This is a genomic window from Neobacillus niacini (assembly GCF_023715415.1).
GTDB classification, from domain to species: Bacteria; Bacillota; Bacilli; order Bacillales; family Cytobacillaceae; genus Neobacillus; species Neobacillus niacini_C.
Genome location: NZ_JAMBOB010000022.1, coordinates 1 through 14,585, shown reverse-complemented (window position 1 = coordinate 14,585; position 14,585 = coordinate 1). Strand labels below are relative to the sequence as shown.

Annotated in this window: 9 protein-coding genes and 1 rRNA gene; 7 read left to right on the top strand and 3 right to left on the bottom strand. The window is 38.9% G+C overall.

Annotation, left to right across the window (positions count from 1 at the left end; all coding sequences use genetic code 11):
- Positions 1–207: 207 nt before the first annotated feature.
- Positions 208–1,407: an MFS transporter gene (locus tag M3189_RS25995; RefSeq protein WP_251639603.1), complete on the bottom strand. Its 1,200-nt coding sequence runs from the start codon at positions 1,405–1,407 to the stop codon at positions 208–210.
- Between the two features lie 205 nt (positions 1,408–1,612).
- Here M3189_RS25995 and M3189_RS25990 point away from each other — a divergent pair, with 205 nt between their 5' ends.
- The 6 genes from M3189_RS25990 (at position 1,613) to M3189_RS25965 (ending at position 11,714) form a co-directional block, all read left to right on the top strand.
- A complete protein-coding gene (locus M3189_RS25990; protein ID WP_251639601.1) occupies positions 1,613–2,605 on the top strand; it encodes a LacI family DNA-binding transcriptional regulator in 993 nt (330 codons plus the stop codon).
- Between the two features lie 159 nt (positions 2,606–2,764).
- Positions 2,765–4,042, top strand: a complete 1,278-nt coding sequence (locus M3189_RS25985; protein ID WP_251639599.1) for a sugar ABC transporter substrate-binding protein — start codon at positions 2,765–2,767, stop codon at positions 4,040–4,042.
- A gap of 118 nt (positions 4,043–4,160) precedes the next feature.
- Positions 4,161–5,417 carry a carbohydrate ABC transporter permease gene (locus M3189_RS25980; RefSeq protein WP_251639597.1) on the top strand — a complete coding sequence of 419 codons (1,257 nt, stop codon included), beginning with the start codon at positions 4,161–4,163 and terminating at the stop codon, positions 5,415–5,417.
- A 3-nt stretch (positions 5,418–5,420) separates the two neighbouring features.
- Complete coding sequence (locus M3189_RS25975) at positions 5,421–6,272, top strand: sugar ABC transporter permease (RefSeq protein WP_251639595.1); 852 nt, start codon at positions 5,421–5,423, stop codon at positions 6,270–6,272.
- A gap of 279 nt (positions 6,273–6,551) precedes the next feature.
- Positions 6,552–8,612, top strand: a complete 2,061-nt coding sequence (locus M3189_RS25970; RefSeq protein WP_251639593.1) for a beta-galactosidase — start codon at positions 6,552–6,554, stop codon at positions 8,610–8,612.
- 231 nt (positions 8,613–8,843) lie between these two features.
- Positions 8,844–11,714 carry a leucine-rich repeat domain-containing protein gene (locus M3189_RS25965; protein WP_251639585.1) on the top strand — a complete coding sequence of 957 codons (2,871 nt, stop codon included), beginning with the start codon at positions 8,844–8,846 and terminating at the stop codon, positions 11,712–11,714.
- 46 nt (positions 11,715–11,760) lie between these two features.
- On the opposite strand, the gene M3189_RS25960 is transcribed toward M3189_RS25965, so the two are convergent.
- Together M3189_RS25960 and M3189_RS25955 are read right to left on the bottom strand one after the other, a co-directional pair.
- On the bottom strand, positions 11,761–12,588 hold the full coding sequence (locus M3189_RS25960) for a 3D domain-containing protein (protein ID WP_251639583.1): 828 nt from the start codon (positions 12,586–12,588) through the stop codon (positions 11,761–11,763).
- Between the two features lie 536 nt (positions 12,589–13,124).
- The gene (locus M3189_RS25955) at positions 13,125–14,048 is read right to left on the bottom strand and encodes an AEC family transporter (RefSeq protein ID WP_251639581.1); all 924 of its coding nucleotides are present in this window, start codon (positions 14,046–14,048) and stop codon (positions 13,125–13,127) included.
- Between the two features lie 448 nt (positions 14,049–14,496).
- On the opposite strand from M3189_RS25955, the gene M3189_RS25950 reads away from it, so the two are divergent.
- Positions 14,497–14,585: ribosomal RNA gene (locus M3189_RS25950) — 16S ribosomal RNA — on the top strand; the annotation flags it as partial.

Below are 14,585 nucleotides of genomic sequence, written 5' to 3'. Positions count from 1 at the left end.
CGATTTATGTAAATAAGTGGAAATTATTTTTGTGAGATTGGAATGACCGAAATGAAAAATGGAAAGGTGCTTAGGTAAATGCAGGATGTCTGGAGTGACCGAAATGAAAAAAGAAAAGGTTATTAGGTCAATGCAAGATGACTGGAGTAACCAATCGTACATAAAAAAACAGCAACATGGGATCGTTGCTGTAAAAGGAATTTACATCTAGGGCTTTATTTTTACATCCTTCTTTACAAAAAAATCCATCTTTTCTGTTGAAATAATCTTGAACAACAATCCTTGAATGAAGATCGCAAAGAGCAGGTAGTAATAGGTAAATTCTTGTGCAAAAAGGTACAGGACGATAAACGTGAGAATTGAAAGAATTCTTCCGATATTGAGCATAATCTCCCTCATGACCATCGATTCGGTCCGAAGTCCTGATTTCGGCAAATCCTTTATCGTTCTAAACATAAAGCTAAAATAAGTGACGCCTAATAGGGCTTTGCTGATTTCATTTACGATGAGAAAGATAAACACTGTCCATATATTCATATTGAGTACCATCGGGACACATGCGACAAAATACATTACCCAGACAATCAACAAGGTATGCGGCTCTCTTTCCCTATGGTTGTACTTGGAATGCCATAGGCTGGAAAGGACAGCAACGGTCCCGAACAAAATCGAACTGATTCCGACTAGGAATTCATTCTTGACGCTCATAAACAAAATGACGGTCGGGAAGAATCCCAGCAAGCCTTCACAAACACCCCAAATCATCCATCCGAACCACATGGGTTTCAAATTTGGCTTTCGGGTGTTAAATCTCCATAATAAGCGCAGGTACAAAGGTTTTTTCGCTGAGGTATCCTTTGGCAGCCGGAAGCTAAGGATAAGACCTGTAAAAAATAATAATAAGGAAAGAGTAAATACAAGGTTGTAGCCAGTAAAGTTTAATTTGGAAATGACAAATCCTGCAAAGGCGGGACCAAATGTATTGACCACTCCAAATACGGCCATTTGTTTTCCCATGAATTGCGAACGGGACTGGTTATCCACCAGGTCATAGATCAACACCAAATAGCCAAGCCAATAAAATCCTGCAGCGGTTCCATTTAGAATCCCGATTACCATCGGATAAGCTGCGGTTTTTTCTTGAAGAATAATCACAAGTAAATAAAAAATAGCTGTAAAGGCAATTCCAATCTGAAAACTAAAGATTCGGTCTGTCTTTTTAGACAGCAGGGCACCAACTGCAAATGAGAGTGTCCCAAAAAAGAAGGTTACCAGGATAAAGGAAGCATTCACGGTCAAATCATTCGACAATCTCCACAAATAAAGATTCAGGAATAAACCTGACATAGTTGTGGCTAACCCGTAACAAGCATGGATACTGAGTAAAAATTTCTGTGCAGTACTCAAAATGTTCCCCTCAATCTTTTTGATACTATTCCTGAAATTTATTAAAGCATAGTGATCATTGCAGCACAATTGAATTTTATTACCATAAATCGAAAAAACACGGTTGAATTTTCGTAAAAAATAAAGTAATATTTAGTAAATAAGTTTACTAAATTTAATTCCTTTTTTAGATACTAATGAATAGAAAATATATGGAGGTTTCGTTATGGCCACAATAAAGGATATTGCCGAAAAGGCGGGTTTTTCCACTTCTACTGTTTCTCGGGTCCTCAACAATGACCAAAGTCTTTCTGTTTCAGATGAGACGCGTGAAAGAATCTATGAGGTGGCTGAAGAGCTCAATTACCGCAAGAAAACAGTAAGGCTTCTCGTTAAGAATATTGCATTTTTATATTGGTTAACGGATATAGAGGAATTAGAAGATGTATATTTTAAAACAATGCGCATTGAGTTAGAAAAAATGGCAAGGCTATACAATGTAGAATTGATTACCTATAAAATTAACGATGGTATTCGCCAAATTCCAGATTCGATTGAAGGATTCATTGCTGTAGGTACGTTTTCAGACAAAGAGCTGGCGTACTTGAGAAGTATTACGACGAATGGAGTCTTTTTGGATACCTCACCTGACCCGAACCATTTTGATTCTGTCAGGCCGGATTTGCCGCAAATTACAAGAAAAACGGTCGATTTCTTAATGGAAAAAGGTCATTCAGAGATAGGTTTTATTGGCGGTACGTATCACAACCCGAACAACGATGAGGACGAAATGGATTTGCGTGAACGCGTGTTTCGCAGGTATATGGAGAAACAAGGTTTATTAAAGGATCAATATGTCTTTCATGGCAGAGGGTTTTCAGTTGATACGGGCTATTCTTTGATGAAGAAAGCTATCAGACAGCTGGGAGATCAGTTGCCAACAGCTTTTTTTGTTGCTGCTGACCCAATCGCAGTGGGCTGCCTTCAAGCATTGAATGAACATGGAATTGCGATACCCAATCGAGTGAGTATTGTCAGCATTAACAATATTAGTGTGGCAAAATACGTGTCACCGCCACTCACTACTTTCCACATTGATATGAGGGAAATATGTAAAAATGGTATTCAGTTATTGCTTGAACAAGTGGTGGAAAAACGCAAACTAGTTAAAACTTTATACATTGGCAGTGAGCTAATGGTTAGAAAAAGCACAAATTAATTTTAAGAGTAGTAATTAATTTTGTAAAAGTATTTACTGATTTTAGTAAATAAATTGTTTACATGTTTCCTATGCAATGATATATTAACTTTAATGAAACGCTTTCAAAAAAGTGCGTGACAAAGAAAGACCAAACTAATTTTGAGAGGATGTATATCCATGAAAAAGTTTAAAAAGTACTTTAGCGTGATGAGTGGAATTGCTTTAAGTTTATCTTTGGTTGCCTGTGGACCGCAGGATGATGCGAAAGATACTGGAGACAAAAAGGAAGCAAATAAATCAAATGAGTTACTTGTATGGGAAGATATTATGAAGGGTGAAGGAATTAAAGACGCCATCGCCAAATTTGAAGAAGAAAACAATGTAAAAGTTAAGATGGTAGAAAAACAATATACGAAGCAAATTGAAGACTTGCGTCTTGATGGGCCAGCGGGTACAGGTCCAGACGTGCTTACAATGCCAAGTGACCAAATAGGTACAGCGGTTACAGAGGGTTTGATTAAAGAGCTCGATGTGGATGATGCCACTCAAGGAATTTATACGGAAGCAGCAATGGATGCGCAAAAGGTAGAGGGTAAGGTTTACGGATTACCAAAAGCAGTAGAAACAACGATGCTTTTCTACAATAAAGATCTTATCACAGAGGACAAGCTTCCAACTACACTTGAAGGATGGTATGACTATTCTAAAGGTGTCGCCAATGGTGAAAAGTTTGGTTTCTTAGCACTCTTTGATCAAATTTATTATGCAAACAGTGTATTAAGTGGATATGGCGGCTACATCTTTGGTCAAAAAGATGATGGAAGCTACGATCCAACTGATATCGGAATCAATAATGCTGGTGCCGTTGAAGGTGCGATGTACATTCAGAAGTTCTATAAAGAAGGTTTATTCCCAGCAGGTATTGTGGGTGAACAAGGTATTAATGTAATTGAATCATTATTTACTGAAGGAAAAGCTGCTGCGATTATTTCTGGTCCATGGAATATCGAGCCGTTTACAAAAGCTGGCGTAAACTTTGGTGTACAAAAGTTACCTGAGCTTGGGAACGGTAAGAACATGGCAGCATTCATTGGTGTGAAAAGCTACAATGTAAGCTCTTATTCTAAAAATCCTGAGCTTGCTGAAAAGTTTGTTGAATTTATTTCAAACGAAGAAAATTCTAAAAAGAGATATGAAATTACACAAGAAGTTCCAGCTGTTGCTTCTTTAGCAACGGACCCAGTAGTTACAGAAAGCCCGGCAGCAAAAGCGGTAGCTGAGCAATCTAAGTTCTCTGTGTTAATGCCGAATATTCCTCAAATGAACGAGGTTTGGGCACCTGCTGACTCAGCGTTGCAAACTATTGCAACAGGTAAAGCACAACCAAAAGCTGCATTAGATCAAGCGGTTGAAACCATCAAAGGTCAAATTGAAGCAAAGCATAGCGGAAAATAATTAGTTATCACAATAATGGTGTCAAACGCTAATTATGTTTGACACCATATTTGTTATATGAATTCGAATAGTAGAACCATTAAAATTTAATGGTCATCTATATAAAGAGGTGAAGATAGTGCAACATCGTACGATAGCTCCGCTGTTATCCATTATTCCTGGACTTGGACAGTTTTACAATAAGCAATGGGTGAAAGGACTTGTTTTCCTGATCCTAGCTGCTTCGTTTTTTGTAGCCTTTGGGGATCTCTTAAATATGGGGTTTTGGGGACTTTTTACACTCGGTACACAAGTGCCCAGGGATAACTCCATCTTTCTTTTAGCTGAAGGGATTATTGCTTTAATTGTTTCTGCGTTTGGACTAGGTATTTATTATTGGAATCTTAAAGATGCTTATCATAATGGAAAATTACGGGATGAAAATTTCCCTGTTACTTCATTAAAGAGTGAATATCAAAATTTAATTGGACAAGGATATCCTTATTTAATTAGTGGTCCATCCTTGTTTCTGTTAATTTTTGCGGTAATCTTTCCGATTCTGTTTAGTTTTGCGTTAGCATTTACCAATTATGACTTATACCATTCTCCACCGGCAAACCTGGCAGATTGGGTTGGGCTCGAGACGTTTGCGGAGATTTTCACTGTTGATATTTGGCGTTCCACGTTTTTTGATGTTTTAGCATGGACGGTTATTTGGACGCTTGTTGCCTCGTCCCTTCAAGTAAGTCTTGGTGTTTTCTTAGCGATTGTCGTGAACCAAAAGGAAGTGCGCTTCAAAAAATTCTTCCGTACCATTTTGGTTTTACCATGGGCGGTTCCGGGATTTGTAACGATCTTGATTTTTGCCGGACTATTTAATGATAGTTTTGGAGCTATCAATAACGATATTTTAGCATTCTTCGGTATGGATCCGATTCCTTGGATGACCGATGAGAAGTGGGCAAGAGTGGCACTCATTTTTATGCAGGGCTGGCTTGGATTCCCTTATATCTTCATCGTGACAACCGGTGTCCTTCAGTCGATTCCTGAGGATTTATATGAAGCGGCCACGATTGATGGTGCCTCTATTTTTGCGAAATTTAAGAACATAACGATGCCGATGATATTAATTGCAATGGCACCGATTATCATTACGCAGTTTACCTTTAACTTTAATAACTTTAATATTATTTACCTTTTCAATGGCGGCGGTCCTGCTGTTGCTGGTTCAACGGCGGGCGGAACCGACATCTTGGTGTCGTGGATCTATAAGTTAACCATGCAATCAAGTCAATACTCGCTGGCAGCAGCCTTAACGATTTTGTTATCCATCTTCGTTATCGGCATCGCCTTATGGCAATTCAGACGTACGAATTCATTCAAGGAGGGGGCGTAAAGTATGCAGACAACTATGAAAACCAACCGAATACTCCGTTTGTTTTTTACTTATGCCTTCCTTCTTTTTGTGACCGTCCTGATTATTTATCCTTTACTTTGGACTGTAGGGGCAAGCTTTAACCCAGGTAACAGTTTAATCAGTACCTCGATTATCCCTGAAAATCCAACCCTTGATCATTATAAGGAGTTATTTGCGGGAAAAGAGAGTCTTCAGTATGGCAAATGGTATTGGAATTCGTTAAAAATAAGCATCTTTACCATGCTAGGTACAATGATTACCGTATCGTTTACGGCGTTTGCTTTTTCACGTTTTCGCTTTAAAGGTAGAAAAAATGCATTAATGCTGTTTTTGTTATTACAAATGATTCCGCAATTTGCTGCGTTAATCGCTCTGTTTGTATTAGCGCAAATCCTAGGGATGATGAATAGTCATTGGTTATTGATTCTCCTGTATATTGGCGGGCAAATTCCGATGAATACCTATTTAATGAAGGGGTATATGGATTCGATACCAATGGACTTAGATGAAAGTGCAAAGATTGACGGCGCAAGTAATACTCGTATTTTTTGGCAAATTATCCTGCCTCTATCAAGACCGATGTTAGCGGTTGTGGCGATGAACGGATTTACAGGTCCGCTTGGTGATTTCGTATTATCCTCGGTTATCCTCCGAACACCGGATTCTTACACACTGCCAATTGGCTTATATAAATTAGTGAACGATGTAATGGGTGCGAGCTATACGACCTTCGCTGCGGGTGCGATTTTAATTAGTATACCGATTGCGATTACCTTCTTGCTGCTGCAAAAGCAATTTGTATCTGGGTTAACTGCAGGTGGGACGAAGGGGTAAAAGACAAATCCTGAGTAAGGAAGCCGATTTGTCCTTAAGAGCCTTGATGAAGGACAAATCACCCGAGTGAGGAAAGAGATTTGTCCTTAAGAACCCTGATGAAGGACAAATCACTCGAGTGAGGAAGGAGATATGTCCTTAAGAACCCTGATGAAAGACAAATCTCAAGGAAAAGGAAGTCGATTTGTAATTAACCGATAGACCTTAAAAACAAAACTCTAAAGGTAACAAAAAGATTTGCCTTAAGAAGGAATCTTTAGTTGTTAAAAGGAGGTTACTATGTCTAAACATGAAAAAACTTACGTGACCAAAGCAGACTTTATGCTTCATGGCGGAGACTACAATCCTGATCAATGGTTAGACCGTCCAGATATTTTGGAAGATGACATAAAATTAATGCAGCTCTCTCATACCAATACATTTTCGGTTGGAATTTTTGCTTGGGCGGCACTTGAGCCGGAAGAAGGAGTCTACCAGTTCGAATGGCTCGATAAAGTAATTGATGACATTTATAGTATCGGTGGTCGAGTGATTTTAGCGACACCAAGCGGGGCTCGACCTGCATGGATGTCACAAAAATACCCTGAAGTGCTTCGTGTGAATGGGGCTAGGGTGAAGCAGCTGCACGGCGGCCGGCATAATCACTGTTTTACTTCACCTGTTTACCGTGAAAAAACACAGAAGATTAATAGGCTGTTGGCAGAACGTTATGGGAATCATCCTGCTTTATTGATGTGGCATATTTCCAATGAGTATGGCGGCGAATGTCATTGCGATTTATGCCAAGATGCATTTAGAGCCTGGCTGAAACAGAAATACAATAACGATTTGAAATCTTTGAATGATGCGTGGTGGGGTCCTTTCTGGAGCCATACATTTACGGATTGGTCTCAAATTGAATCTCCGTCATCGATTGGAGAAAGCATGGTACATGGCTTGAATTTAGATTGGCGCCGTTTTGTGACCGACCAAACCATTGATTTTTATGAAAATGAAATCGTTCCGATTCGAGAATTGACGCCAGAAGTTCCGATTACGACCAACTTTATGGCGGATACGCATGAATTAATTCCCTTCCAGGCGCTTGATTACAGCAAATTTGCAAAGCACCTGGATGTGATTAGTTGGGATGCGTATCCTGCTTGGCATAATGATTGGGAGAGCACGGCCGATTTAGCGATGCGAGTTGGCTTTATTGATGATCTGTACCGTTGTTTAAAACAGCAGCCATTTTTATTAATGGAATCGACACCGAGCATGGTGAACTGGCATCCTGTTAATAAAGCAAAACGACCTGGCATGCATAAGCTTGCATCGATGCAAATGGTGGCGCATGGCTCGGATAGTATCCTTTACTTCCAGTGGCGGAAGTCCCGAGGGTCTTCGGAAAAATTTCATGGTGCGGTGGTCGATCATGATAATCGTTCCGAAAACCGGGTATTCCAGGAAGTGGCGGAAGTCGGTCAGACACTTGAAAAGTTAAGTGAGGTTGTTGGGGCGAATCGTCCGAGTGACGTTGCGATTCTATATGATTGGGAAAGCAACTGGGCGCTTAATGATGCACAAGGATTTGGCTTGGAGACGAAACGCTATCCGCAAACCTTGGTGGAGCATTACCGAGCCTTCTGGGAACAGGATATTCCTGTTGATGTGATTACGAAGGAACAGGATTTCTCAGCCTATAAATTATTGATTATCCCGATGCTTTATTTAGTAAGTGAAGAGACAATTGCTCGTTTGAAAAGCTTTGTTGCCGGCGGCGGCAGTTTAGTCACGACGTATATCAGCGGTATTGTCAATGAACACGATTTAACGTATTTGGGTGGATGGCACAAGGATCTGCAAGAGATCTTTGGTATTAACCCAGTGGAAACAGATACGTATTATCCATCAGACCGGAATTCTGTGATGTATCGCAATCAATCATATGAGTTAAAAGACTATTCGACGATTTTGGAAGTGAAATCTGCGAAGGTTGAAGCAAGCTATGAGGATGATTACTATGCAGGAACTCCAGCAGTAACAAGCCATGAGTATCAAAGTGGAAAAGCCTACTATATTGGGGGGCGTTTGGAAAATCAATTCCAGCGCGATTTCTACCAAGAATTGATTAATGAGCTGTCACTCGAACCGGTATTTAAAGTGAAACACGAAAAGGGTGTATCCGTTCAAGTTAGACAAGCAGTAGAAAGTGATTACATCTTTATCATGAACTTCACCGAAGAAAAGCAGCCTGTTACAATTGAATCTCACGTGGAAGATTTGGTTACGGGTGAAGAAGTTTCTGGTGAAATAAGATTAGAAAAATACGAAGTAAGAATCCTTGAGAAAAAGAAATAATTGGGTGCCTGTCACCGCTCGTGGACACTGTCCACCTCAGGCGGACAGCAGCCTTATAGTGTGATTGTAATCAAGCCTTGACCTCTTATGGAGGTCAGGCTTTTTTAGATGTATATATATATATTTAGTAAAACGAAATTTGTAAAAATTTAGAAAAATATTATATCAAATGACTCATTTTCGATATATAATTACTTGGTTAGGATAACTTTATACTAAGGAGAGAGCGGTTTGTATAATCGAAAATGGACGAATCTTACTATTGTTTTAGTATTACTATTTTCTCTGTTTAGCCCGTTTGCTAGTTTAAAAACCTTTGCCGCGGCAGGGTTACATTTACTAAATGTTACAGATAAAAAGGAATCCACTATTATTGTTTGGGAAGTGGTGAACAATGATGGGGAAGAACTATCAAACTACCAATTAATAAAAAATGGTGAAGTGCTGGACATTGAGCCGATACCATTAAATGAATCGGCCGAAGACAATGTCAGAAGGTATTCCTACGAGGATCAATCTGTAGAAAAGAATACCTTGTATACATATGAAATCTCTGCAGCCCTATCGACAGGTGAAAAAGTTGTAAGTGCCTCCATCGAGCATACTTTCGTTGGACAAGCAGAAGATGCAAAAATTGAATTGTTAGCGGCCAATGAAGAAGAAGAAGAGGTCGTCATGACAAATATCAAAGTGGTCTCCGATCAAGGAAATATACCTTGGGCCTTAGATTTCTCCGTTGAGGGTATTAGTGAAGAGGTATCTGAAATCGGTTATTATGGTTATTTGGAAGAGGAAGGATTTTTTATTGACTACGATTCTGAATCCCGTGACCTTGAACTTCCTATTGGTACCTACCGTTTGAATACAACCAACTACTCAACAGACGAAGAAATTTCCGCTGAGTTCACCATTGAGAGTGGGAAGGATTATGTAACAAACCCAATTGAAATGGTGCTACCTGATGAAAAGCTTGAAATAAAAAAGGTTTTAAAAATTGAAACTGTAAATGACCAATCTATTTCAATCGGATGGGATGAGCCGTTCGAGCCCGAGGAGATAGAAAAATACCTTGTTTATTTAAATGACAAGCTCGTTGAAAGTATCAACGATCCGTTCGCCACATATTTTACGTATTCAGGATTATCGCCTGAGACGTTTTATCAGGTAAAAGTAGAATACATCTACAAGGATGGAACCATTGAGACTGTAAGTGCAGATGTGACAACCTCACCACTTCCGACAGGCGAAGTTGTTGTTTTTGCTGATAAAAATCTAGAAAATGCGATTAAAATGCAACTGAAAATTGATTATCGTGACATTTACACAGATGACATGGAAAACTTTACTTACCTTGACGCAAGCTATTCAGAAATTCAAGATTTAACAGGCCTTGAGCTCGCGGTCAATCTTACTGACCTGATGCTTTATGGGAATCAAATTGAAGATCTTTCACCGCTTGCGAACCTGACAAATCTAGTGTTTCTAGATTTAGATGAAAATGTGATTACGAGTTTAGATGATTTAAGAGGGTTAAAAAACCTGGAGAACTTGTTAGTGTCTTTTAACCAAATCGAAGATATTCAGATTCTAAAAGATTTTCCGAATCTCACAAGTGTGACGTTTTACGGGAACGAAGGTCTTGATTTTACAAAAGGTTCCGAAGATGCTGAGGTGTTAAAAAGCCTTATCTCAGCAGGTGTTAATGTGGAGTGGATGTTAGACAGTTACGAAATTATCATTCAAGAAGTAACAGAATCATCGCTTGGAATTGAAATTAGTTTCCCTGGCATTTCAGATTTCATCAGCAACTATCATCTTTATCTTAATGGTGAGTTAGTGGCAGAGATTCCAGTTGGCGAAACAAATTATGAGTTTTCAAATCTTGACCCGTTAACAGATTATGAGATTACAGTGGACGCGGTCGATCAAGACGGTTCTATTTGGGGTAGTGCGTTTGCGTACGTGATGACTCCGCTTGTACCAGAGGGTGAGATTGTTCCGTTTAAAGACACAGCTCTAAAAGAAGCGGTACGTGATGCCTTGCATATTTACACCCGTGATCTCTACGAAAGTGATATGAAAATGTTAACAAGCTTAGATGCCAGCAATCGTGGGATTGAGGAGCTCGACGGGTTAGAGTTAGCTGTTAATCTAATGGAATTGCAATTGGATTCTAACTTGGTTCGTAACTTAGAGCCGATAGCTGGATTAACGAGTTTAACCTTTTTATCGATGAGCGATAATAAATTGTCAGAACTTACAGGTTTAGAACCCTTTACCAATCTAGAAGCTTTATTTTTAGATAGTAATGAAATAAAGGATATTAGTATTCTATCTAAATTTTCAAAGCTAATGATGTTGTCTTTACAAGGGAATCAAATAAAAGATATTACACCGTTAGTGGGTTTAGATATTGAATATCTTAACATCAGCTATAATGAAATTGAGGATATTACGAGCTTGCTGGCATTGGAGAAATTACAATACGTCCAACTAATGAAGAATCCATTAGATTTAAGTGAAGGTTCTGAAGTTCTTACCGTGATTCGGACATTAGAAGACAATGGGGTTATCGTCAATTACGAATATCTCGATATTACCGTTAATCAAGTAACGGAGAATTCGATTGAGATTAGTTGGCTTCCTGTTACTAAGGATGGCTACGAGGATTTTGTCTACTATATTATGCTCGATGGTGAGGAAATAGCAATCGACCTTGATAATACTGCCTATACCTTAAATGATCTTCAACCAGATACAGAATATATGATTGAAATCATTGGTATGAGTGATGACTTTGAGCGCTTTGTTTATGGAACAACCAGTGTAAAAACAGCAACGGAACAGAAGAATCCAGGAGAAACCCCTGAAGAGCCAGGTGATGGATCTGCTGGAGAAGGGAAGAATCCAACTGACCAAGAAACTGCCCCGGGTAAAGTGACTGAAAATGGTTCAACATCAGATATCAAAGAAACGCCAAAACCAGGAAGTCTGCCAAACACTGCAACTAATAGCTTTAACTTGTTAGTAATTGGTCTTGGTTTAGTAGTCTTAGGATCTATCCTTTTTGTTATCACACGGAGGAAATTCGTAAATAGATAATTAAAACGTGCAGAGTCTACAGGCTCTGCACGTTTTTAAAAAATATTTAGTTTAGTATTGTCACCTTTACTTGTTTTCTACCAAAATTAATCGCTTCTTGTTTAGTAGGAATAAAGATATCAATTTTATTTCCTTTAATGGCCCCGCCAGTATCTCCTGCGATCGCTTCGCCGTATCCTTCTACATAAACTTTACTGCCGAGAGGAATAACAGATGGATCAACAGAGATGACCTTTTGATTTGGATTGGCTAGCAGGTCAATGCCGGTTGCCGTAATACCAGAGCAGCCTTCGCATGAAGCTGTATAGGCAGTAGCTTCTACTATTATTTCCTTTGAACTAGGTGCTGCGGCTTCTACTGCAGGTGCACTTTCCACTGGAGCTGGTGCTTCAACCGCAGGTGCAGGTGTGCTTTCCGTTGGAGCTGGAGCCTCAACTGCAGGTGCAGGTGCACTTTCAGTCGGTGCTTCTGCTACATGTTGTACCGGATTTTCTGATAGAGAGATAGTGTTATTTTTTAATCCTTCAAATATTACTAGATTTAATCCTGGATGGATGAGATCGCTATATAGTTGGTTCCATTCCATAATTTGAGAAACAGTTACCTGATGGTTCATTGCGATATCCCATAATGTGTCGCCTTTTATAACCGTATAACGTTTTTCAGGTGCAACGGTTAGTACATCCCCCGGATGAATGAGGTCTGTGGTGAGATTATTTAACTTTTGGAGATTTTCTACTGATAAATGATTTGCACGTGATAGAGCCCAAAGGGTGTCCCCTTTTTCCACAGTGATGGTAGCTGCATACACATTAGCACTTACAGTTACTGAGAGTACAGCAACTGCTAAAATAGATATTATTTTCTTAAGCATTCTTTTACCCTCCATGTTCTTTGGTTGCTAATTTTTATTAATTAAATCGTAACATAGAATTTTCTGAGAAAAAGAACAGGGAGGTGTTAATTCGTTTACTAACGTGGCAATCATATTGCAATACTATTTCTGAAAAATAAAGGTATCATCATGTGTGGATCCTGCGTTAATAGATAGGATAGTAGTATCTTATCCCTATGTATCTATTAAAATGAATTCGATAATATATGCAACTAGTAGCGGTAATCTTCCATTTACCTGTTAATCTATCACTAAAAGGAAAATAAGCAGCTGTAAAAAATCATTACTATATAACAACTTTTATGACAACTATATTAAAAACGAGGAGACAATTAGTAGTAAAAAGTCCAACTTGGGGGGAATATAGATCGCTACTTGAAGAAGTATCGAAAATGGACAGAAGAAATGCTCAGTATAATGAATGAACTGAGCATTTTTTTTTTTTTTTTTATAAAAATTACAAAATGATAGAACTATACAAATTTGAATGATGTTTGAAGGATGTCTCCTTGGATTTACTTAACCAAAACAATCAGTATTGGCAAAATGAAAAAGGACAATAGGGTAGTCCAAAGAATCGTTTTGGTTAACACTTTTGGGGATGCATCAAATTTTTCCGCTAGAATGCCGGCGTTGATCGCAACGGGCATACAGGATAATACTAATAGCGTGGAAAACATGATTCCTTCAATCTCTAATAGATTTAGACACAATAGTGCAATGAGTGGGCCAATCAGTAATCTCATGCCCATGCCTGACCAAAAGGTAATCCGGGTATTTCTGGAGATGCTTTCTGTTTTCACACTGGCCATTTGCGCTCCTAGGACAGCTAGAACAATGGGCGGATAGGATTCTGCAATCATGGAAACTCCGGTGGAGATACCACTTGGAAGGCCCCATTCAAATGTGCGTAACACCATAGCTAGCAATACCGCATAAATAGCCGGCAGGGCAAACACCGATTTAAAGGCATTTTTTATTGTAAAATGAGAGCGTGCGGCAAAGAAGATTCCTAACGTATGCATCATGACCATTTGCATGACAATGTAAACGGATGCCTTTTCGAGCCCAAGCTGACCGAAAGCAAGCAAGGTGAGTGGGATCCCGTAGTTAACTGAATTGGTGAAGGAGGAAATCAAGGTTAATCCAGCTATATCATTGGCAGGAAGTTTGAGTGATTTGCCTAAAATATTCGCTGCAACCGCAAGCAAAATTAGATTTAAAAGGGAATAAGCAAGAGTCAAATAAACATCCTCAGGTGACAGGCGCGCCTCCATTAATGTATCAAAAATCAAGAACGGAGTTATGTAATATAACGCAAAGTTTAAAAGCGGTTTGATTTCCAGTTTCCCAAACCTACTAAGTAGGACCCCAGCTATGACAGGTAAAGAGAGCGGGACAATTACATCAAAAAGCGTGGCAAAAATCTCAGCTATCATAAAAAAAACTTCCTCTCTACTAAACAAATTATCCTTTTATTTGAAGGCATTTTAAGGGCAATAACGAAAGATGTTTCTTAATCTCTTCATTATAGTGTTTTTATTACTTTGATACATAAGGTAATTGCTTAAAGTGAAAAGATTTTTCTTGAGAAAGGTTTTGAAGAAAAGTTTTTTATAAAAAATAAAACTTTTTGTTGCATAAGTGAATTGAAGGTGATACTATAAGGGAGTTGCTTTTAACGACGGATTTTCTAGTTGAAAGTGAGAGCGAAAAAAGTTAAAATATTATATTGCAATAATGATAGAGACGTGATATGATAGTTTCACTGTCGCTTAAGACATAGCAAATTGCTCTTTGAAAACTAAACAAACAAGAACGTCAACAAACAATTTTTTAGCTTTTTGAAAAAAGCTAAGCCAACGTAACAAATGAGCTATATCAACTTTCTTGGAGAGTTTGATCCTGGCTCAGGACGAACGCTGGCGGCGTGCCTAATACATGCAAGTCGAGCGAATCAAGAGGTGCTTGCACCT

Bases quoted from the DNA above. Each gene is read 5' to 3' on its own strand.
- M3189_RS25990 (WP_251639601.1), top strand. From the start codon at position 1,613: ATGGCCACAATAAAGGATATTGCCGAAAAGGCGGGTTTTTCCACTTCT.
- M3189_RS25985 (WP_251639599.1), top strand. From the start codon at position 2,765: ATGAAAAAGTTTAAAAAGTACTTTAGCGTGATGAGTGGAATTGCTTTA.
- M3189_RS25975 (WP_251639595.1), top strand. From the start codon at position 5,421: ATGCAGACAACTATGAAAACCAACCGAATACTCCGTTTGTTTTTTACT.
- M3189_RS25970 (WP_251639593.1), top strand. From the start codon at position 6,552: ATGTCTAAACATGAAAAAACTTACGTGACCAAAGCAGACTTTATGCTT.
- M3189_RS25960 (WP_251639583.1), bottom strand. From the start codon at position 12,588: ATGCTTAAGAAAATAATATCTATTTTAGCAGTTGCTGTACTCTCAGTA.
- M3189_RS25955 (WP_251639581.1), bottom strand. From the start codon at position 14,048: ATGATAGCTGAGATTTTTGCCACGCTTTTTGATGTAATTGTCCCGCTC.